Here is a 21,971-nt window from a genome sequence, read left to right on the forward strand (position 1 = left end):
AGAGAGCCCTGTTTGAAATAGTCTCTTTATTTTAAAGCCTTTATACTTACTTTTACAGATTAGGGACACGCCCTAGAACCTTAACTCTATCTTGGCTCTTGCTCGGAACATTTAATATATTTAATATTATATTAGTGTCCAATATACAAATATCTGCCATTTAATCAGCTCCTTGTAGCTGATTTAGCCAGTCCAATGCTTGTTTTTTACGCTGCTCTGGCGTGGTTGGATGCTTAACAAAGCGCTCAACAATACCTTGCGTCACTAAGTCGCCAAGCGTTCCTTGAGCGACTAAACCCAGATAATCATCTAAATCACCCAAGCGGACTAGCTTACTATCACCTTGTTTTGGATCTCTATAGCAAAATACCACATCTGCCAACGCCTCATCAGGTAGCGCATCCATTAGCGCAGGGTTATGTGTTGATAGTAATAAATTAAGCTGACGCTCTTTGGCATACTGGCGCAGCAAACTTAGTATTTCATGAGCTCGCGTAGGATGAATACTATTATCAATCTCTTCTATTACTACGGTTGACCCTTCTGGTACAGATAATAGCGCTGCGGCTATTCCTAATACTTTTAGAGTGCCGTCAGATAATAGATCCATTGGGCATTCTCTTTTGTTTCTGCCAAATTTTTCTATTAGAACGAACTCAACTCTACGTCTGCTATCTACGCAAAATCTAATATCAACAATGTTTTGTTCAGGTATATGCTTAATGAAATTTAATAATTTGTTTTTATAGTCACTGTTTTTATCTAATGTGTGAGATAAGACACCAGCAACATTAGAACCGTTATAATTAAGCTCCTTACTCACAATACTCTCTTTTCTCATATTACTTGGTTGAAAGTCAAAGAAACGAGTTAATCTGAACTTACTATCAATCTCATGAATATTGTTTTCAAAATTATTTATAGATTCTTTAATATCCTTTCCAAAACTCTTATTGTGATAGATTTTGTCATGTAACTCTACAAGAGTATGAAGAAATGCTAAATCTTTAGAATATTCTGTCTTAATTGAACTTAGACCTATGAAACTATTATTATGAGTAATGAATACATTGTACTCCTCGTTATTTGTTAACAAGAATTTTTCATATATAAAGCTTTCCAAGTCTAAAGTCTTTAAGTATTCTTTATTTAGCAGTGCATCCCTCAATATATAAAGCTTCTATATATTATTTGATATATTCAATGACAAGCATTCGTCTAGAATATATAACTCATCTAAGTCGACTATAAAATCAATTTTATAATTTGCCTCGTTTAGCTCCATTGATAAAGTAAAATTTTTATCATTTAGTGCCAAATCAAAAACACTACCTCGAACGACTTTATCACTATCATTCACTCTATTTTTGAGTGTAGATAGACGCTCGCCACCAGCCACCCAGCTCAAAAATCGAAAGGCTTCGATAGCGTTACTTTTACCTGACGCATTCGCCCCTATCAGTAAAGTCAGAGGTGAAAGCGGCAAAGTCGCTTCTTTATACCTTTTAAAATTCTTGATAGTGATACTGGCATTATTTTCCATATCAACCTCAATTACGTTAGATGGCTCAAACATTAGTCATTTAGGCCCAACACATCCTGCATATTATATTGCCCGACCTCTTGTTTGATAACCCAAGTCGCGGCACGTACAGCACCCGCGGCAAACGTCATACGCGCGCGGGCACGATGGGTAATTTCAACCACCTCACCATCGGCAATAAACATCACGGTATGATCGCCAATGATTTCACCACCGCGAATAGCATGAATACCAATAGTACCTGCTTTGCGTTCGCCCGTTTGTCCTTCGCGGCCATAAACAGCGACGTCTTTTAGATTCTGTCCACGAGCTTCTGCCACGGCTTCTGCCATCATATATGCTGTGCCTGATGGCGCATCAATTTTATGCTTATGGTGGGCTTCAATGACTTCCACATCGGCATCCTCGCCAAATGCCTTCGCGGCCATGCCGAGCAACTTTAATGACAGATTAACACCTGTTGAATAGTTACCAGCATAGACAATCGCAATTTTCTCGCTGGCTTTTGCCAACACTTGCTCTTGCTGCTCATTGAATCCTGTGGTGCCAATGACCATCGCGACATTGTTTGCCGCACAAATCTGCATATTTTGCTCAGTAGCATCAGGCAAGCTAAAGTCAATGAGTACATCGATGTCATTAATGACAACTTTTAAATCATCGACAATCTGTACCTCTAAGCGACCGATAGCGGCGACTTCGCCAGCATCCGCACCAACAAGGCTTGAGCCTTGACGTTCTATCGCGGCATTTAATGCCGTTTGCGAGTTATCTTGTACCGCTTCTATTAGCATGCGCCCCATACGACCACCAGCACCAATAACCCCGACTTTGATGGCTTGTTTATTTGTATTTTCTTGCGCTGTTATCTGTTGGCTCATATTTTTACCCTAAAAGCTCTATATTAATAAGAAAGGTTTTAAATGTTATGATGCTAAGTTTAGCAAATATCACCACCTGAATGGTTTTTTATAGCGTCAATAAAAACCCCCAGTGTTTCACATGAAACACTGGGGGTTTTGTATCTAGTCATTTAACCAAACGAGTGATTAAAACAACTCAGTTAATCAAATAAGTCACCAATCTTTTTAAAGAATGACTTCTTATGTGGCGACTGCTGATGCTTGCTATCACCGTCGAGCGTATCTTGGAACTGGCGCAACAGGTCTTTTTGCTCGCGAGTTAAGTTCACTGGGGTTTCGATAACCACACGGCAAATCAAATCACCTTTCATGGTGGTGCGTACTGGCGTCACGCCTTTGCCGCGTACACGTAGCAACTTACCACTTTGCGTGCCCTCTGCAACCTTGATTTTCACTTTACCATCTAGGGTTGGTATTTCGACCTCTTTACCCAGTGCTGCATCGGTGATGCTAACGGGTACGTCCATATATAGATCAGCCCCTTGACGGGTAAAGACGTTGTGCGGTTTTACGCGTACTTCAACGTATAAGTCGCCGTTTTGGACGCCCGCGCCGCCCGCTTCGCCTTCGCCTGCTAGACGGACGCGATCACCATCATCAACACCAGCTGGGATAGACACTTCTAGCGTACGTGATTTGTCTTTAACGCCATTACCATGACAGTCAGAGCATGGGTTTTTGATTTGCTTACCAGTGCCGCCGCAATGTGGGCAGGCCTGCTGCACGGCAAAAAATCCTTGCTGCATACGCACTTGACCTTGTCCATGACAGGTCTGACAAGTCACGATATCAGAGGCATTTTTTGCCCCTTTACCATCGCACGTGTCGCATGGCGCAGGCGCTGTGAAACTGATTTCTTTTTTACAGCCACGTACCGCTTCTTCTAAAGTCAGCTCGATCACATAACGCAAATCTGAGCCACGGCGCGAACGTCCACCGCCGCCACCACGCTGCTGACCGAAGATATCGCCAAAGTTGCCGAAAATATCACCGAAAATATCTTGGAAGTTGCCACCACCTGCACCGCCAAAGCCGCCGCCGCCCATACCATTTTCGAAGGCTGAATGACCCATGCGATCGTAAGCAGAGCGCTTCTCTTCGCTGCTTAGTACTTCGTAAGCCATGGATGCTTCTTTGAATTTATCCTCAGCATCTGGATCATCAGAATTACGGTCAGGGTGATATTTCATAGCCAGCTTGCGGTAAGCTCGCTTAATTTCTTTGCTTTCAGCGGTCTTGCTCACACCTAATACTTCATAAAAATCGCGCTTACTCATGGGCTCTCCTATCGTCTTTACAGTCCACCGGACAGTCGATTCAGTAGTTCTAGTCAACCACCACCTTAATACGACTCACTATGGCACTCAAAGGTTTCACATGAAACATCATAAATAGTGAGAGAAAAGAGGTGATACTGCTATGAATCTTACAAGCGAATACGGCGGGATGCTGCTTAGCCAAATCAATTATTAAAAGTTTGCGCTATTTATGGAGATGCTATGGTGATTTATCAAGCGATTAGGCAGGGAAAGTATCCACTATAGTGCGCTTAGCCATACAAAAAGGTTTTATTAAGGAATGAACAAAGGTTTTCATACCTTAAAAAGGCTCAGCCATGCTAATATTTATCGCTATATTTTTGGGGTTTTAAATTTATACTCACCAGTATTAAATTTGCCCATCATTACGTTTTTGTTTTGCGATAAGGGTTTGATTTTTATGAAGAAGCTGATTATTTTATTAATCGTCATTGCCGTCGCTGCCTATGCAGGCTCGCCCTATTACAGCGCTTATCAGCTTAAAAACGCCTACGATGCCAAAGACGGCGCGACCATCGCCGCAGCGATCGACTATGAGCAAGTGCGACCTAGTATCCAAAACCAACTCACCAGTCAGTTTACGGCGACTATGGCCAATTATCCATTGGTCGCTGAGTTGGGCGGCGAACCATTGACCCAAGCCGCCAATAGCTTTATAACGCAGGCGGTAGATGGTGCTATCACGCCACAAAATATCGAAAAAGTCATCGATACCCAAGGTCAGGCCAACACCGCGACCAAAGAGCTGGCCGCCGCATGGGCAATCGCCAGTAATCAAGTCGATCTCAAAAATTTGATTCAAAATCTTATCATCCAGCGCGGTGATGTAGATGCAGTGGTCAAAAGCCAAATGCAGCAAATCATGGAAAAACAAGCCGCTGAACTGGAGCAACAGGTAGCGCAAGGGTCTGACAGTGACAAGCCAACATTGGGCTATTGCGGTATTAATTGCTTCACTATTAGCGGTCAGGTGAAAGGTTATCCTTTGACAATAGAGATGCAGCGTAACGGCTTAATTGATTGGAAAATCGTTGATATCGTGTTGCCACAATAGACTTGCTATCCCTAACGGTTAGAGGTAATAAAAAACCGCCACATAGATTACTTATGTGGCGGTTTTTTTATCAATATTAAGGAATATCATCTCTTAATACATTTTTTATTTATAACTTTATTAAACATCTATGCAAGATTAAACATCTATGTGAGCTACTGCACACCCAAAAATTCTAAAAACTCTGGACTCTCAAAGCTCGCTTGAAACAACACGCCATCTTCACGGTAGATAGCAGGCGTTGCCATCACCGCAAGCCCTGCTGCTTTTTCACGATTGGGCGTTACATGATCGGCTTTACAACTTGCTGGTGCAGGTGTCATCTCACCCTGCAACATTGCTTTATCAAAAGCTTTACGGCGGCTGCCCTCGTCACCTTGGCACCAAATGCCACGCATTTGCTCAGGGGACTGCTCGTATATCGGATAACCAATGGTTTTGACCGTCACACCTTTGGCATTAAGCATCGGTAGCTGTTGATGCAAGCGGCGGCAATAAGGACAATTGACATCATTTGCCACATAAATAACCGCTCTCTCAGGGCCTGTCGCTGGATAATTAATCAGCTGGCTTTCATCTAAAGTCGCAAACACAGACTGATTTTTACGCTTTTCAAACTGCTCATCGAGTCCGATGAATTGACCGTTTTCGATGACAGATATCTCGCCATCAGTAATATATTGTGCATCATCCGATAGTAAAAAAGGCACGCCTTCCAATGTCGCACCCCAAATCACACCTGGCACTGCGGTATAAAAGAACGGCGTCTTAGTGCTCATATTTTTCAGCGCATCCATATTTGCCAATATATCAGATTTGACACTCGCACTGACAGGTTTGCCTGCCTGCGCACTGGTGCTACGCGCTGGCGTCTTGGTGACTACACGCTTGCTTGGATTCTTTTGTAGCTCGCCTTGAATGACATATTTGCCATCTTCAGTGATATGCAAAGGCAACTGCCCCGCCAAATTGACTTGATACATATTGGGCAAGTTGGACGGCACAATAGAGCTGATTTGTGTTTTGATCCCTGCCTGAGTGAGCAATTGGCGCAAGCGACTGTCAACAGACTTGCTAACAGTGCCAGCGGCTTTTGTATTTTGAGTACTCTGGCTCGCTTTTTGGTTAGTAGCGGCAGTATCACTAGACTGGGCACAAGCGGTGGTTGCCAATAACATGGCGCCAATTAAACTGGCAGATTTTAATAGAGATGATTTCACAGAGACAGTCCTATCTGGTTTTAACAAAAACAGCTTTTAATAACACCGTGTTTCAGTAACAACGATTTTTAATAACCTTTAATTTTAACAACACTCAATCTTAAGAATAGCTGTTTCTAATAATACTCGCTTCTAACAATAGCTACTTTTAATAAAGATAACGATATTATGTAAAAAAATAGATTAAAAAAAGATAGGCAGACTTTAGCACAAGGAATACTTTTGCAAAGGTTTAACGGCTCAATTTTGCAAAACTGCTACTGAGCTTTAAGAGATAGGCAACACAGTGTGCACACGAGACATAACAGGGTAAAAGTGATAGTTAAAAACTACAGTTAAAAACCATGGTCAAACACTACGGTGAAAAAAAGCAGCACACTGTTGAGTGGCTGCTGATGGTAAAGAAGTGCTTGCGAGTTCATTTCAAGATGAAAAACTTAGAACTTAGCCACTTCTTCAGGTGTTAAAAAGCGACTGTCGCCTTTCTCTAATCCTTCCAAAGTAATATGACCGACACTAGCGCGATGCAGCTCAACCACTCGATTACCAAAGTAACCCATCATCCGTTTTACCTGATGATATTTACCTTGCTCAAGGGTCAAACGTGCATGGGTCTCGTCAATGAATTCGAGAACAGCAGGTTTTGTTTCTTCGTGGTCGCCTTCTAAAAGGATGCCTTCAGCGACTTCTTTGACGGCATTGGCTTGCGCCGCTTCATCCATCGCATCTGCTAAAGTCAGCTCATAAATTTTGGCATGTTCATGCTTAGGGCTGGTGACACGGTGCAACCATTTACCATCATCACTCATCAATAATGCGCCGGTGGTATCAACATCAAGGCGACCTGCAATGCGCAAGCTACCAAGCTCTGGCACCGCAATCAGCTCAGTGACAATTGGATGCTCTTTTACTTTCAGCGTACATTCAAAGCCTTCAGGCTTATGCAATAGAATATAACGACTGCCCGCAGCGACCGATAATGGCTCGCCTGCCCAAATCACATCGTCATTGACCACATCGACGTGGACGCCTGGGTCTTTGATGACCTGATCGTTTACCGTTACTTCACCAGCGTGCAGAATTTTTTTGGATTCTTTACGCGATAGCTCAGTGGCTTTACTCAAAAATTTATCTAGACGCATATATTGCCTACCATTCGTTTGATGATACCTACTTTACCGTAGCAGCTAACGACACCAGCACTCGCACTGAGCTTGTCCGCTATCTTCATGGGTCAGAAGTGGTACTATAATAAAAAATTAAATGAACACTGCACCCAATGTGGACGACAGTGAAAGTTAGACAAGTTTACCATATCCAACCTAGACCTGATGAAATATGAGCTATCAAACGCTAAAACGTGCTGTCACTGCGCGCTTAGAAATTAAAAAATCCGAGTTTATTGCTTACGCTTATCCTGTAACCTCGCGTGAGCAGGCAATGTTTCACGTGGAACAACTACGCGAGCAATATGCCGATGCGCGCCACCACTGCTGGGCGTATATCATTGGTGATCCCAATAACACCACTAGTGCTGGTTTTGATGATGATGGCGAGCCAAATGGTACGGCAGGTCGACCGATATTAAATGTGTTGCAGCATAAAGCGATCGGTAACGTCATTATCATCGTGGTGCGTTATTTTGGTGGTATTAAACTGGGCGCAGGCGGTCTAACCCGTGCTTATGCAGGCGCAGCGCAAGCGGTCGTCGATGAGATGGATTTAAGCCCTTATGTGCCAATGGTACAAGTGCAGATATTGGCAGAGTTTGCGACCGAAGCACAATGCCGCTATGTGGTCGACAGTTTAAATGGCAGTATCGATGATGTCGCTTATAGTAAACAAGTGACATTGACCGTGACGATTGCTGAGGCAGATATCGACCATTTAAAAGAACGCCTGGCGATGGATGGACGAGTATTAGATGAATCGCAAAAAACAAATGAGTAACCATGCGTTCACTGAGCATTCACTAAATCTTATTGGTTTTGATAACTGTCATGGGTATGATAAGGCACTGATTGTTAAAGATGATTTTAACGCCCATTAAATAAGACACCTTTATGCCAACCTCAAATTCGCTAACTTCAAAACCGAGCCAACCCTTCTCTCCAGCGCCTTTTAAACCGCCCTTTTGGCTGACCAATCCGCACCTGCAAAGTATCCTTCCTAAGTTTTTTGCGCCCAAAACGCCAACTTATAGACGCGTTATCAAACAAGACTCGCTTGCTGAAACAGATATTGCTTATGACTTTTATGATGCGCATTCTATCGAAACCGTAGAAAATGGCGGACGTGAGCAAACGCCATTAATCGTCCTGTTTCATGGAATGGAAGGCAGTAGCGACAGCCATTATGCACGTGCTTTGGCGCATCAAATACATGCGCAAGGCTGGCATTTTGTGGTGGCGCACTTCCGCAGTTGTGGCGGTATTCCTGCAAATGGACGAGTTTTTTATAATGCGGGTGATACCGATGAGGTGCATCACGCACTGCAAAATTTAAGTCAGCAGTACGCCAATATCTATGCGGCTGGGGTGTCACTGGGTGGCAATGCCTTGGCGAAATACATGGGCGAATATGGCGACGACGCAATCTGCCAAGGCGCTGTGGTCATCTCCGCTCCCGTCGATATGTCATCAGCGGCGCTTAGTATGCACAGCTTTTTGAGCCATCGAATTTACACCCCTTATTTGCTCAACCCGATTATCAAAAAAGCCTTAGCCAATGACATTAGCAAAGAAGAGATCGACTCGATCAAAGCGGTCAATCGCATCAGTGACTTTGACGATATCTTTACCGCGCCGCGTCACGGCTACCGCTCTAACAATCACTACTATCAAGCCTCATCAGCCCTGCCTTATTTAATAAAAGTGACGAAGCCTTTATTGTTAATTAGCGCCAAAGACGACCCCTTCCTTGGTTTTACCGCCACGCCAAACGATGTGTCTGACAGTGTCACTATTTTAGACACTGAGCATGGCGGGCATGTGGGTTTTATTCGTTATCGCTCTTATAAAGACAAATCGCCGCATCTTTATAAAAAATCAAGATTTGATATCAACTGGATACCTGAAACTGTCAGCGCTTATTTTAATCATATCGGTGTAGCATCTAATAAGCCCTAAAATAAGAATACTCACCTTACCTTTTACTCTTTTGAGATTGCACTATGTATCCATTTATCCGTTATGCCAGCACCATCGCCCACGCCGCGCTACAAGTCAAAAAAGGCAATACCTTAACGTTTAAAGATACGAGTGAGATTAGCTTTCGCTGTCGTCTGACAGATATCGACAACTTCTTAGAGATGAATAATGGTCGCGTACTTACCCTTTTTGATATGGGTCGTACTGACTTCGCGGTGCGTAGCGGGCTTGGTAGCCAACTGCTCAAGCAGCGTTGGGGTTTGGTCGTCGCTGGCAGCACCATCCAATATCGAAAGCGGATTCGCGCTTTTGATAAGGTCACTATGAAAACGCATATCGTCGGCTTTGATGAGCGTTGGATATACATCGAGCAGTCGATGTGGGTAAAGGGCAAACCTTGCTCCTCTGCTCTACTGCGTACGGGCGTGACTGAAAAAGGTAAGGTGATAGAAACAGCACATGTACTAGCCTCATTGGGGCAAGCAGATTGGCAACTACCGCCAACTGGCTATGTCGCAGAATGGATCGTCAGTGATGCTGATCGCCCATGGCCACCGCAAAGTTAGCATTTATTATTTAGCTTTATTCATAAGTCACAAACACCTATTCACAATCAGTTAACCTTATAACTACTATTTCCTAACAATACATTATATAAATACATATATTAAATGTTAGGATAGTAGTGAGCATCATATTCAGCTCAACTAAATACTATTTAATTGAAACAGTCTTATAAGGAAAATAATATGGCTAACACGACGGATTATGTCGGTACGTTATTTGATAATAGTGAATCAAATCCAAGCAAAATCACCTTAGCATTTACTATGGCAGGTGTGGCACTTAAAAAAGGTCATTCTGCCTCAGTGGTATTGATGGTAGATGCAGTACATTTGGCATTACCGAACGCATTAGATAAGGTCAATATTGGCGCGCCATTTGAACCTGCGGGCGAATTGTTAAAAGCCTTTATCGAAAAAGGTGGTAACGTATTGGTCTGCGGCGCGTGTATGAAGCACAACGGCGTGGAAGAATCCGCCATCGACAAGCGCTTTGAAGTGATCAGTGGTGATGATGTGGTTGAGCTGTTGATGAATGCGAAGGGTTCTTTGCAGTTGAATTAATCGTTAAATTTAAGCTATAAGTTTATAAAAATAGGTCAGTTTTCTAATTCATCATTTTGATGGTTTAGGAGCTGACCTATTTTTCATCTTTTAAGTAAGCACAATGACTTTAACGGCTAAATTTTAATAATCCTTTCTCATTTCATTTGTTTCTAATAAGTATATGGCTAAAGTGGATGATGCTCCAACGGCTAACTTAGCGTGCCTAGGTTGTAGACCTTTGAAACTACTATCTTTACCATGACCACTACCATATTCGTTTCTAACCTCTGCAATTCCTTGAACGACTGCGGATAAACTACCTAAAATCTGTCTTATTGATTTCGCCGCTTTTGCTTCATTAGATATATCATCAGGCGTAATTTTAAGCAGTTTAGTAGTTTCTCTCATCAATTTAGACAAGTCCCAGTTTTTATTGTATTCTTCTTGCCTACTTTTGAATATTGATTTACAAGCAGTTTCAATCAACTCCTTCGCTACTCCTATAGCCTGATAAGGAGAAGTTTCAATTGACGATTCCATTAAATTAATCTGTTGAGAAACGTAATCAGCGTTAAAAATAATTTTAATTTCGTTACCCTTTTTCTCGATCGATGATTTGCCTGTAAACTTCATTCTACCGCTAAAAACTGGTCTATTAGAGATACGTGTTCTCTCGATAATTTCAAACCCATCATTACTCAGGCTATCATTGAATATACGATGAAGCTTATCCACTTCGTGTAAATATCCTCTTACCACTGGGTGTATCATTTCACATAAAAAATTTAAAAAAGACGCATCATTACATTTTAATAAATTAAATCTTTCATCATTAAATATCCAATTATCTTCCCAATCATCATTATTAATTCTGTGTTGCCAAATATCACCTGCTGCATCCGAAAATCTGGGGTCTCTAGAAGGCATACTTTCTAAATCGTACAGTCTAGATAAAAATTCCGTTTCATCTAGCTTTCCTGCCCACCAAATCTCCTCTATTTTTAAGATATCAAATATATCACGTCGAGTAATTTGAGATATTTTATTCATTATTTATTTCAACTTTCTTTGGTTAGATATTTAATAATATCAAATATATGTATTAACAAGCTTTAACTACAGTTTTATAGTCAACTATCTTAACTACAAAATCGTAGTCAAAATCCATCCCCATATTCAGCAACTAAATAAACACTATCCAACATACTCATTGCTTACCTCTGTTAAAGTAAGTGAGATAAAAAACCTAACAAAACCAAAAGGACGCCAGTCATGACCTTACTGAATACCCTTAATTTAACCCATCCTATCGTGCAAGCGCCGATGGCAGGCGCAACCACTCCTGAGCTGGCAGCGACAGTGAGTAACTTTGGTGGATTGGGTTCATTGGGATCGGGCATGACGCCGCCAGAGGTTTTGCATAGCCATATTGACACCATTAAATCGCTCACCGATCGCCCTTTTATGATTAATTTAATGGTGCTCTCTGAGCATGAGTCGAGCACCTTTGATACCGAAATCCCTGCTTGGCTAAGTCATTACTATCAAGAAAACAATATCGAATGTGCCCTACCTGAACGCCCAGCGCTAAGTTTTTCCGATCAGCTACAAGTGCTCTATGACAATCCTGTTCCTGTCGCTAGCTTTACTTTTGGTATTATTAGCGCCGAGCAAGTTCAGCATCTGCAAGGTCTAGGCACGCGCGTCATCGGGACGGCAAATCATCCATTAGAAGCAAAAGCATGGAGCGATATTGGTGCTGATGCGGTATGTGTACAAGGGGTCGAAGCGGGTGGGCATCGCGGTGGCTGGCTCACGCAAAGTGAAACCGATCCATTGGGATTATTGACGCTAATTAGTCAAACGCGCGCGTGTACCGATATTCCATTAATTGCAGCAGGTGGCATCATGACTGGGCAAGATATCAAAGCGGTGCAAACGGCTGGCGCTGAGCTGGCGCAAATCGGAACGGCTTTTTTGACCACAGATAAATGCGGCATTAATGACATTTATAAGCAAGCATTACTCGACGCTAGTGAAGATAAGCGCAGCACTGAGACACGCTTAACGAGACTGTTTTCAGGTAAGCAGGCTCGTGGTTTATTAAATAATTATTTGCGTGATTTTGCTCAATTTGAAAGCGCGCATGAGCTACCGCCCTATCCACAATTAAATGCGATGACCAAATTTTTGCGTGGTCATGCGACCAATAATCTTGACCCGGAGTATCAGTCTTTATGGGCAGGACAAGGCGTCGCTTTGGTCAGACAAGAGCGCACGATTGAGTTACTAGAGCGCTTGGTCAAAACGTTATAGGCTTAAATGCTTTTATCAGTCCGCGCTACTCTAATAAAAAATCCACCGCTGCCGCTGCATGAATCACCGTGGTATCAAATACCGGAATTGGGCTGTCTGCTTGCTTAATGAGCAGTCCAATTTCTGTACAGCCTAAGATGACGCCCTCTGCGCCTTGATTCGCTAAATCTTTAATCACCTGCTGATAATACTGGCGCGAGCTGTCTTTAAATTGACCGACGCACAGCTCTTTTTTGATAATTCGATGTACCTCTGCTCGTGCATCACTCTCTGGTATCAATACTTGAAGCCCTGCATCCACCAAACGCTGCCTATAAAAATCTTCCGTCATCGTAAACTCAGTGCCCAGTAAAACAATTTTAGACAGATTCTGTTTTTTGATGGCGGCAATAGTGGTATCAGCGATATGTATAACGGGTAAATGCGTCACGGCTTGCACATCATCGAGTAATTTATGCATTGTATTAGAGGCAATCATGAGTCCTTGTACGCCAGCGGCTTGCAAACGCTGCGCACTGCTAGCCATGATTACACCCAGCGCTGCCCATTCATCTTGCTCTTGGTGCTTATTAATCAACGCAAAGTCCACGCTATGTATGAATAAATCTGCTGAATGTAATCCACCCAGCTTATCCTTGACACCCTCATTTATCAGCCGATAATAGCTTTCGCTACTCTCCCAACTCATACCACCGATGATGCCCAATGTTCGCTGCTTGTGCACGGTCATTTTATTGCCTTATTTGTGGGTTGTAATCGATTTTATCGTAGCAAAATTAATCATCTTTAGTTTGTTATTTTTCAGGAATTTTTATTTTAATGCATGAGACAACAGTCATTAAAATATAACGAATGTCACCATTGATAATAACGATTTTATCCACTTATCAACATACGATATCATGGTTGGTAATGACGACTCATGACGCTACGCAACATCGTTCATCGTTCATCAAACGCCACCATCACCATGTAGGACACCTCCACACTATGGCAAAATTCCCTACCATCAGAATACGCACACGGCGCAAGTACTACCGGCTTATTTTTACCTTTTTAATGGCACTGCTGATGTCCACGATTATCTCAACTGCATTACTACTGATCAATGTAGGATTCGTCGATGGGTTCTTTATCACGCTGTTTCACTCATGGAAATATGCCTTTATAGTCGCGTGGCCGAGCGCTTATATTTGCGCCTATCTCATCCAAGAGCATTTGCTCAGTCGTATTGAGTTTTATTGAACCAGCTAGAAGTCAAAGTATGAGAATGCCATGATGAAGCATTGCTGTGAGTTGATGGTAAATCATCATGCCGCTATGAATTAAGAAATCCGTGGTCGTATACACAGCCTTGCTGAAGGTATTTTATGCGAAGATAAAAGGGTATTTTTTGATTGGATATTAGGCACGTTGAGTCATCTTATGATAAGTGACTGGATCTGGATAAGAGGCTTTAATGATCTTCCTAATTACTCCCGTAATAAATCAACCCCCAAGCCCATCATCGTGGTCAGCTAACAACATTACTTAATGAAATGGCTATTGATATCGGTGAAACTGATTGATTGATGCTAACTGCTGACGTTTAAAACCAATGAGTAAAAGTATTAGATTGTATTAAGAGCATTTCAATAAGTCCGCCTGCTTTTAATACAGTCAATATCCATGAACCAAAAACCACTTTTAAGCCACCTCGACCTTATTTTTTAAACAAGCCACTCGGTGATTTATGGTGCCTTCTAACACGGGTTTAATCTGTGCGCATTCTTCATCAGCTAGTGGACAACGGGTGCGAAAAACGCAACCTGACGGCGGATTGATCGGACTGGGTAAATCACCCTCTAATAACTGAATGACCTTGTTACGCTCAGCAATAGGATCAGGTAGCGGTACAGCAGACATCAGTGCTTTGGTATAGGGATGAGTCGGATTGCCGTATACGGCTTTGTTCAAACCCAGTTCGGCGGCGTTGCCTAAATACATGACCAAGACTCGATCAGCAATGTGCTTAATCACAGAAAGATCATGGGCAATGAAGATAAGCGCTAATCCCATCTCTTCTTGCACATCTTGCAATAAATTAATGACCTGCGCCTGAATCGAGACATCAAGGGCGGAGACTGGCTCATCACAGATAATAATTTTGGGCTTTAATATCAGTGCTCGAGCAATGCCTATTCGCTGGCACTGACCACCTGAAAACTCATGCGGATATCGGTTAATTTGATTGGACAGTAGCCCCACCTTTTTCATGATGGCGCGTACCTCGTTTTGCACCTCAGGCTTCTTCATTTCAGGATAATAAGTGCGAAGAGGCTCGGCGATAATATCCCCTACCGTCATGCGCGGGTTAAGTGATGCCAGCGGATCTTGGAAGATCATTTGAATGTCTTTTCGCTTTAATCTCATGGTCTTTTTGGACGCACCCACCATCTCTTCATCACAAAACTTGATACTGCCAGAGTCAGCTTGTATCAATCCGATGATAGTACGAGCGAGTGTTGATTTGCCGCAGCCTGATTCGCCTACCACCCCTAAAGTCTCACCAGCAAATAGCTCAAACGATACCCCATTAACTGCTTTTAGAGTGACAGGCTTCTGCCAAAAGTAAGTACCTTTTTGTTTGATATTAAAGGTGGTATGAATGTCCTTTACTTGCAATAACGGTGCTGGATTATTGCTTTTGGCGCTATCTAAATTCTGTATCATCATGAGCTAGCCCTCCATCCCTGATTGATTATTGGCATCGCTATCTGTTGAGCTATCTAGTGAGTGATCAACGGGTGTTTCAGGATGCCAGTGGCAAGCGCGTTGACGCTCGTTCGGTAGAAATTCCAGCGGTGGCGGTGTATCACGGCAGATTTCCATAGCATGAGAACAGCGCTCATAAAAAGGACAGCCTGCAGGCAAATCTAATAAATTTGGTGGACTACCTGGAATGGTTTCAAGCTTGCCCATATCGTTATCTAAACGAGGAATCGCTTTTAGTAATCCAATAGTATATGGATGACTTGGGGCATAAAAAATCTCTTCAGTCTCTCCATACGCCATGGTACGCCCAGCATACATCACCAGTACTCGATCACAGATACCCGCCACAACTCCCAAATCATGGGTAATCATAATAATGGTGGTGCCAAAGTCACGTTTTAGCTCGTTTAATAGAACCATAATCTGCGCCTGAACAGTAACGTCGAGCGCGGTGGTTGGCTCATCAGCAATCAACAACTTAGGGCGACATAATAATGCCATCGCAATCATGACCCGCTGACGCATACCACCTGAGAACTCATGCGGATACATGCCAATACGGTTCTTGGCTTCTGGAATCTTAACCGCGTCTAGCATTCGTATGGATTCGGCCCAAGCATCTTTTTTACTCATGCCTTTATGTAAAATCAATACTTCAGCGAGCTGGTCGCCTATCTTCATATAAGGATTTAATGAGGTCATCGGATCTTGAAAGATCATCGCGATCTGCTCGGCGCGAATCTTATTTAGTGCTTTTTGTGACAATCCTAGTAGCTCATTACCCTCAAAGCGTACCGCACCTTTGGCATAACCGTTATTTGCCAATAACCCCATAATAGCAAATGCTGTCTGCGACTTACCTGAACCGGACTCACCAACGATACCTAAGGTTTCACCTTCATGTAGGTTAAAATTTAAGCCATTAACTGCCGTTACCAGACCCTCCTCGGTCGTGAACTGTACCGATAAATCTTTGACTGCTAACAAGGTATTTTCTGCATTAGCTGGCTTATCGAGCGCTGAACCAGTACCCATCTTAAAGGTAGTAGACTCTATTTTCTCAGGAGCACTAGACGCGTTGGCGGCGTTATGAATCTTTTGAGTTGTTATGTTTTTATCTTCCATGCTTTTATCCTTCATACTTTGGTTTTTCATGATGCACCCTCTTAGCGGTCTTTAGGGTCAAACGCATCACGCAGACCGTCGCCAATAAAGTTAAAGCAAAATAAAGTAATGACCAAAAAAGCTGAGGGAATCAAAATCTGCCAAGGTGCTACCTGCATGGTTTTTGAGCCTTCTTGCAACAGCGCTCCCCAACTGGTCATCGGCTCTTGAACACCAAGTCCCAAAAAGCTTAAAAATGACTCAAACAAAATCATCGTTGGCACTAATAAAGAGGCATAAACCACCACCACCCCGAGTACATTGGGCACGATATGGCGTAAGATAATATTGAAGCCTGATACGCCGCCTACGTGCGCAGCTTCGATAAACTCTTTACTCTTCAGGCTTAGCGTTTGCCCGCGAACGATACGCGCAACATCCAGCCACGATACCAGTCCAATCGCCACAAAGATTAAGATAAGGTTACGACCAAAGATAGTGACTAATAAAATCACAAAGAACATGAAGGGGAAGGCGCTTAAAATCTCTAATACACGCATCATCACGGTATCGACTTTGCCACCAAGATAGCCTGACGTTGCACCGTATATCGTACCGAAAATCACTGCAACCGTAGCGCCGGCGACGCCTACCATCAAGGAGATACGACCACCTACTGCGGTTCGCACTAACAAATCACGACCGAGTGAGTCAGTACCGAAGTAGTGCTTGTTATCGATGGCTGGCGCGGACTGCATAAAGTTCCAGTCGGTTTCGGCATAACCAAAAGGTGCTAACATCGGCACAAAGATGACGAAAGCAGCCACGAGTAGCAAGATAAAAAGACTGGCTACGGCGGCCTTGTTGCGATAAAAACGGCGCTTAGCATCTTGCAAAAGGCTGCGGCCTTTGATTTCCTGAGCCCCTATTTCTGCTAGGTCAGTTGTCTGGTCTGCGGTAAGGCTCATAGTCGTCCTTTTAATAATCTATTTAGCATAATAATAATGAATGATACCCATCAAACCGTATTGGAATGATAATGCGCTTAAATGGTCGCCTTAATACTGAATTTTTGGATCAATTACCGCGTATAAAATATCGACGATAGCATTAAAGGCAATGGTCAATACACCGACTAAAATAGTCAAACTAAGCACTACCCCATAATCACGATTAAGTGCGCCGTTAATGAATAACTGTCCGATACCAGGTAAACCAAAGATAGTCTCAATCACAATAGAGCCTGTGATAATACCGACAAAGGCTGGACCTAAATAAGAGATAACGGGTAGTAGTGCGGGTCTCAGCGCATGCCTCATCACTATTTGGCGCATCGGCAAACCTTTCGCCTTGGCCGTTCGGATATACTGGCTATTCATCACCTCAATCATCGAGCCGCGCATGATACGAGCAATACTCGCAACATAAGCGAGCGCTAAAGCGGCGACTGGTAATACAAGGTTTTTGAGTGCCCCGTCATTCCAGCCACCAGCCGGTAGCCATTGCAAAATAATGGCAAAAATCAGCACTAATAATGGCGCTTTAACGAAGCTTGGAATCACAACGCCTGTCATAGCAAAGGCCATCAGTACGTAGTCTATCCATGAGTTTTGCTTAAGGGCTGCGATAACACCGAAGATAAGTCCTAAGACCAATGCCAATATAAAAGCGTATAGACCCAACTCCATAGAGACGGGAAACGACTGCGACAACAACTCGTTAACCGTATAATCTTTATACTTAAAAGACGGTCCAAAGTCGCCTACCGCTAGCTGCTTTAGATAATTAACATACTGTAGCCACATAGGATCGTTGAGATTGTATTTGGCCTCGATATTGGCCAGTACCGCAGGTGGCAAGCTACGCTCACCCGTAAACGGACTGCCTGGCGCCAAACGCATCATAAAAAAGGAGACCGTGATCAATACAAATAAGGTCGGAATGGCCTCTAAGATACGCCGAAAAATCAGTTTTAGCATAATGCCTCTTTTATAATGATGCTTATTTTTCAGCTAAATTAAAATGAGATAACTAGCACAAACCTAACGCCCAGTTATCGTTCAACTAGCAATCTTCAATGACTTGGTTTTAACTAAAATATCGATAATCGTCGTTTATAAATAACAAAAGTTTCATCTAACACGCCTAATAAGAGTGGCCGTGAAAAATGAAACTAATGGCACTATCAGCGTTGTTTGATAGGAGCGATAAATAAAACCAGCTAATTTTACCGCTCTCAGATACTTACTCAATAGAATTATTCAGCGATCAGTCAAACAATTAGTGCTTAGCAATTGAGAGATTTTTTACCTGCCAATTGTCTAATATATCCTTAGTTGGAAACCCAATGACATAAGGTTTTACTAGACGCGGGCTGACGTAATGATAAATGTTAAGTAAACCCATATCTTGATCGAGCTGAGCTTCAGCTTGCTTGTATAGATTGGCACGCTGCTCAGGGCTAACGCCAGCTTTCAGCGTTTGCGCCATTAAACTGTCAAAGTTAGCGTTATTGTATTTACCGTAGTTGCCACTATTGTCAGATTTGGCAATATTTAAGAAAGCTGACGCTTCGTTATAATCACCACACCAGCCAGCACGCGCAATTTGATAGTTACCATTACGGCGGGTATCCAAATAGGTTTTCCATTCTTTATTGGTCAAAGTCACATCGACGAAGCCGAGCGCTTGCTTCCATAGTGAAGTAGCCGCGACCGCAGTCTTTTTATGATTGTCATTGGTGTTGTATAGCAGCTCAAAAGTCAGTGGATTGCTATCGCTATAGCCTGCTTCAGTGAGCAGTTTTTTGGCCTCAGTAACCCGCTTTTCTTGATCCCAAGTCGACCATTCTGGATTATTTGCAATATCGCCATTGGTGGCAGGGGGTGTCAACTGATAAGCGGCCGTCTGTCCTTGACCGATAACTTTATCCGCAATGGTATCGCGATCCAAAGCTAAGGCTAAAGCGCGGCGTACTTTGGGATCGTTGAACGGTGGCTTGACCGTATTAAACTCGTAATAATAAGTACAAAGGTAAGGAGATACGGTTAGCTGATCGCCCACTTGCTCTTTAAGCGAAGCGAACTGCTCGGTTGGAATCTCATTGTAGGTCACATCGATTTCACCCGCCTGATAGCGTGCGACGTCAGTCGTACTAGAAGGAATCGGCAGGAAAGTGACGGTATCGATAGTCGTATTGGCATCGTCGTAATAAGAAGCGTTGCGCGTTAAAACGATTTTGTCGTTAATTTGCCACTGGGTAGGCTTGTAAGGGCCGTTAACCACGATGTTCTCAGGAGCTGTCCACTTATCACCAAAGGCTTCAACGGTCTTTTTATGAACGGGCTTGACTGAATTATGAATCAACATATCTGGGAAATAAGGCACGGGCTCTGATAACGTAATCTGTAAGGTTTTATCATCGATAGCCTTTACGCCAAGGGTTTCAATACCAGCCTTACCATCAACAATTTTATCAGCGCCTACTACTTTGGCATCGACCAAATAGCTTGAATACGGCGACGCAGTATTTGGATCGACCAAGCGGCGCATACTGTAGACAAAATCCTCTGCCGTTACTGGATCATCATTTGACCATTTAGCATCGCGCAGCTTAAAGGTCCATACTTTATTGTCTTCGCTTTCCCAACTGGTTGCCATTGCTGGAATGGTCTTACCTTCGGCATCCGTATTGGTTAAACCTTCTAACATCTGGCGGCCAAGGGTAGATTCTGGTACCCCCGATACTTTGTGTGGATCAAGTGATTCAGGTTCGGTACCGTTATTGACGACGAGCGCTTGAGTATCAGCCAGTACATTAGGATCAACGGCAGCTGCTTGGCTGTCAGTGCCAGACTTATCGCTACTACAGCCAGTCATAGACATGGCGAGCGCAAGAGAGGTAGGCAAAAATATAGAGGACAAAAGGTGATTAGGAGTGCGCATCATATAATAGCTATCCTTGCTGGTCAGTGGCTGGGCGGATCAACTAAATAGTAGTGATTCGAGTTAATATATCCGTATATTGACTATGTTTATTAACAATACTTTGACTAACTATTGGTCATATTGTAGACAACTATTAGTAATTAAAAACGATACAAATGTCAATAAGTTTTAATTCCTCCCCGATACTAACAAGCAAAATAAGCTTGCAGTCAAAGCAGTTTCAACGACCAAAAATCAGATGAGACTACTATTATTTTAGTAATTTTTATAGCTACTTATTACCTTTCATCAGCAATATACTACCGCTCATTCGAAACCTGTCTTATTACTACAAATCTCAGTTTCTAAATCACTAATTATCACTGTCAAGTGAATGAAATCAATGCTATCAAGCAATAAAACCCTAGTAGATATGATGAATTTTATTTATAAGACTATTATTAATAACTAATCATTCACTAGAATCTTTAAGCCGATGCTGATGAATAATAGTGTGGTGTTTTCGACACTCAAAACCAGATTTATTCGCTATTCAAAATCGTACAATTTTTTGATTTTTGCAATTACTTATTTTTGTAATAGCTGAGTAAGACCATGATAAAAATCACTAAATTTAGAATAAATACCTACCAATATCACTATTAATTCCTTTTTATAAAGCTGATAATGCTGATCTCTTGATGAAATTTTGATTGTATAGTCGCGTGGCCGAGCGCTTATATTTGCGCCTATCTCATCCAAAAGCATTTGCTCAGTCGTATTGAGCTTTATTGAGCTTTATTGAGCTTTATTGAGTTTTATTGAGTAAAAAACTATAAACTTTAGTACATCTGCCTCTCACAAAAAAGCTAAGATAAGCAACATCATTTTTTTATTTAGAGGACGCTATGAGCCAACCACGGCGTACTATCGAGCATTTACTCAAGCAAGGCATACTGCCATTGACGCATGCCAACGATGCAGCGATTCATTTGCAAGTCTATCCTAGCAAACGCTCATGGCTGGTCTTTTTTGATAAAGCCATGCTGATTATCGGGGCGATAGCGCTGGTATTATCGCTGGTATTTTTTATTGCCTATAACTGGGTAAATATGGGCAAAATGGGCAAGTTCGCTTTTGTCGAAGGGGCATTGGTTGTCACTATTGCCTTGTACGTTGCACTGTCTTTTAGGCGACGGTTTCAGCTTATTCGGCAGATGCTATTGTTAATTGCCAGCGTGATTACGGGTAGCTTATTGGCGCTATTCGGGCAGGTTTATCAAACGGGTGCTGATACGTGGCAGCTGTTTTTCGGTTGGGCAATATTGATTATTCCTTGGGTAATCATCGCCCGCTTCCCTGCGCTATGGTTATTATGGCTTGGGCTCGTCAATACTGGTCTCATCTTATATTTCGGCGTTATGGACTTTACCTTTGTCAGTTACTTCTATGAAGGTGTCTTACAACTTGGGCTCGTCAATACTGGTCTCATCTTATATTTCGGCGTTATGGACTTTACCTTTGTCAGTTACTTCTATGAAGGTGTCTTACAA

General features: G+C 42.6%; 21 protein-coding genes. 8 read left to right on the plus strand and 13 right to left on the minus strand.

Translation table 11 applies throughout. The features are described from left to right. Positions 1–160 precede the first annotated feature (160 nt). The 4 genes from JMX82_RS13345 to dnaJ all read right to left on the minus strand — a co-directional run bounded on the left by JMX82_RS13345 (position 161) and on the right by dnaJ (position 3,743). Entirely contained in the window at positions 161–1,123 is a 963-nt protein-coding gene (locus JMX82_RS13345) for an AAA family ATPase (RefSeq protein ID WP_201540896.1), read from the minus strand. A gap of 57 nt (positions 1,124–1,180) precedes the next feature. Then, positions 1,181–1,543, minus strand: coding sequence for an AAA family ATPase (locus JMX82_RS13350; protein ID WP_201540897.1), 363 nt, complete (start codon positions 1,541–1,543; stop codon positions 1,181–1,183). Positions 1,544–1,575: 32 nt separating this feature from the next. Continuing rightward, the gene (gene dapB, locus JMX82_RS13355) at positions 1,576–2,424 is read right to left on the minus strand and encodes a 4-hydroxy-tetrahydrodipicolinate reductase (RefSeq protein ID WP_201540898.1); all 849 of its coding nucleotides are present in this window, start codon (positions 2,422–2,424) and stop codon (positions 1,576–1,578) included. 182 nt (positions 2,425–2,606) lie between these two features. Beyond that, positions 2,607–3,743, minus strand: a complete 1,137-nt coding sequence (gene dnaJ, locus JMX82_RS13360) for a molecular chaperone DnaJ (protein ID WP_087814909.1) — start codon at positions 3,741–3,743, stop codon at positions 2,607–2,609. Positions 3,744–4,185: 442 nt separating this feature from the next. Here dnaJ and JMX82_RS13365 point away from each other — a divergent pair, with 442 nt between their 5' ends. Further along, complete coding sequence (locus JMX82_RS13365) at positions 4,186–4,839, plus strand: DUF2939 domain-containing protein (RefSeq protein WP_201540899.1); 654 nt, start codon at positions 4,186–4,188, stop codon at positions 4,837–4,839. A 155-nt stretch (positions 4,840–4,994) separates the two neighbouring features. On the opposite strand, the gene JMX82_RS13370 is transcribed toward JMX82_RS13365, so the two are convergent. Both JMX82_RS13370 and JMX82_RS13375 read right to left on the minus strand, forming a co-directional pair. Beyond that, positions 4,995–6,059 (minus strand): disulfide isomerase DsbC N-terminal domain-containing protein, encoded by a 1,065-nt coding sequence (locus tag JMX82_RS13370; protein WP_201540900.1) that lies wholly within the window; start codon positions 6,057–6,059, stop codon positions 4,995–4,997. A gap of 437 nt (positions 6,060–6,496) precedes the next feature. Further along, positions 6,497–7,201 (minus strand): pseudouridine synthase, encoded by a 705-nt coding sequence (locus JMX82_RS13375; protein ID WP_045442943.1) that lies wholly within the window; start codon positions 7,199–7,201, stop codon positions 6,497–6,499. Positions 7,202–7,397: 196 nt separating this feature from the next. On the opposite strand from JMX82_RS13375, the gene JMX82_RS13380 reads away from it, so the two are divergent. From JMX82_RS13380 to JMX82_RS13395, 4 genes are all read left to right on the plus strand, one after another. Further along, a complete protein-coding gene (locus JMX82_RS13380) occupies positions 7,398–8,009 on the plus strand; it encodes a YigZ family protein (RefSeq protein WP_201540901.1) in 612 nt (203 codons plus the stop codon). 113 nt (positions 8,010–8,122) lie between these two features. Beyond that, positions 8,123–9,187 carry a YheT family hydrolase gene (locus JMX82_RS13385; protein WP_201540902.1) on the plus strand — a complete coding sequence of 355 codons (1,065 nt, stop codon included), beginning with the start codon at positions 8,123–8,125 and terminating at the stop codon, positions 9,185–9,187. Between the two features lie 44 nt (positions 9,188–9,231). Beyond that, the gene (locus JMX82_RS13390) at positions 9,232–9,774 is read left to right on the plus strand and encodes an acyl-CoA thioesterase (RefSeq protein ID WP_201540903.1); all 543 of its coding nucleotides are present in this window, start codon (positions 9,232–9,234) and stop codon (positions 9,772–9,774) included. Between the two features lie 183 nt (positions 9,775–9,957). Continuing rightward, the gene (locus tag JMX82_RS13395) at positions 9,958–10,335 is read left to right on the plus strand and encodes a DsrE family protein (protein WP_201540904.1); all 378 of its coding nucleotides are present in this window, start codon (positions 9,958–9,960) and stop codon (positions 10,333–10,335) included. A gap of 123 nt (positions 10,336–10,458) precedes the next feature. Here JMX82_RS13395 and JMX82_RS13400 read toward each other — a convergent pair whose 3' ends face one another. Beyond that, positions 10,459–11,367 carry an abortive infection family protein gene (locus JMX82_RS13400; RefSeq protein WP_201540905.1) on the minus strand — a complete coding sequence of 303 codons (909 nt, stop codon included), beginning with the start codon at positions 11,365–11,367 and terminating at the stop codon, positions 10,459–10,461. A gap of 222 nt (positions 11,368–11,589) precedes the next feature. On the opposite strand from JMX82_RS13400, the gene JMX82_RS13405 reads away from it, so the two are divergent. Beyond that, a complete protein-coding gene (locus JMX82_RS13405) occupies positions 11,590–12,633 on the plus strand; it encodes an NAD(P)H-dependent flavin oxidoreductase (RefSeq protein ID WP_201540906.1) in 1,044 nt (347 codons plus the stop codon). 25 nt (positions 12,634–12,658) lie between these two features. On the opposite strand, the gene JMX82_RS13410 is transcribed toward JMX82_RS13405, so the two are convergent. After that, positions 12,659–13,363 carry an aspartate/glutamate racemase family protein gene (locus tag JMX82_RS13410; protein WP_201540907.1) on the minus strand — a complete coding sequence of 235 codons (705 nt, stop codon included), beginning with the start codon at positions 13,361–13,363 and terminating at the stop codon, positions 12,659–12,661. Positions 13,364–13,623: 260 nt separating this feature from the next. Between JMX82_RS13410 and JMX82_RS13415 the strand changes: the two genes are divergently transcribed. Continuing rightward, positions 13,624–13,878 (plus strand): DUF2798 domain-containing protein, encoded by a 255-nt coding sequence (locus JMX82_RS13415; protein ID WP_045442930.1) that lies wholly within the window; start codon positions 13,624–13,626, stop codon positions 13,876–13,878. Positions 13,879–14,319: 441 nt separating this feature from the next. On the opposite strand, the gene oppF is transcribed toward JMX82_RS13415, so the two are convergent. The 5 genes from oppF to JMX82_RS13440 all read right to left on the minus strand — a co-directional run bounded on the left by oppF (position 14,320) and on the right by JMX82_RS13440 (position 20,439). Beyond that, positions 14,320–15,348, minus strand: a complete 1,029-nt coding sequence (oppF, locus tag JMX82_RS13420; protein ID WP_087814920.1) for a murein tripeptide/oligopeptide ABC transporter ATP binding protein OppF — start codon at positions 15,346–15,348, stop codon at positions 14,320–14,322. A 3-nt stretch (positions 15,349–15,351) separates the two neighbouring features. Further along, a complete protein-coding gene (gene oppD / locus JMX82_RS13425) occupies positions 15,352–16,422 on the minus strand; it encodes an oligopeptide ABC transporter ATP-binding protein OppD (RefSeq protein ID WP_060492117.1) in 1,071 nt (356 codons plus the stop codon). A gap of 131 nt (positions 16,423–16,553) precedes the next feature. Next, the gene (gene oppC, locus JMX82_RS13430; protein WP_060490135.1) at positions 16,554–17,459 is read right to left on the minus strand and encodes an oligopeptide ABC transporter permease OppC; all 906 of its coding nucleotides are present in this window, start codon (positions 17,457–17,459) and stop codon (positions 16,554–16,556) included. Positions 17,460–17,549: 90 nt separating this feature from the next. Next, the gene (gene oppB, locus JMX82_RS13435; RefSeq protein ID WP_045442924.1) at positions 17,550–18,470 is read right to left on the minus strand and encodes an oligopeptide ABC transporter permease OppB; all 921 of its coding nucleotides are present in this window, start codon (positions 18,468–18,470) and stop codon (positions 17,550–17,552) included. A 301-nt stretch (positions 18,471–18,771) separates the two neighbouring features. Further along, positions 18,772–20,439 (minus strand): ABC transporter substrate-binding protein, encoded by a 1,668-nt coding sequence (locus tag JMX82_RS13440; protein WP_227676796.1) that lies wholly within the window; start codon positions 20,437–20,439, stop codon positions 18,772–18,774. A gap of 887 nt (positions 20,440–21,326) precedes the next feature. Between JMX82_RS13440 and JMX82_RS13445 the strand changes: the two genes are divergently transcribed. Then, on the plus strand, positions 21,327–21,971 hold a 645-nt coding region (locus JMX82_RS13445), incomplete at its 3' end, for a DUF2157 domain-containing protein (protein WP_201540908.1).

Source organism: Psychrobacter sp. 1044 (assembly GCF_904846525.1).
GTDB lineage: Bacteria > Pseudomonadota > Gammaproteobacteria > Pseudomonadales > Moraxellaceae > Psychrobacter.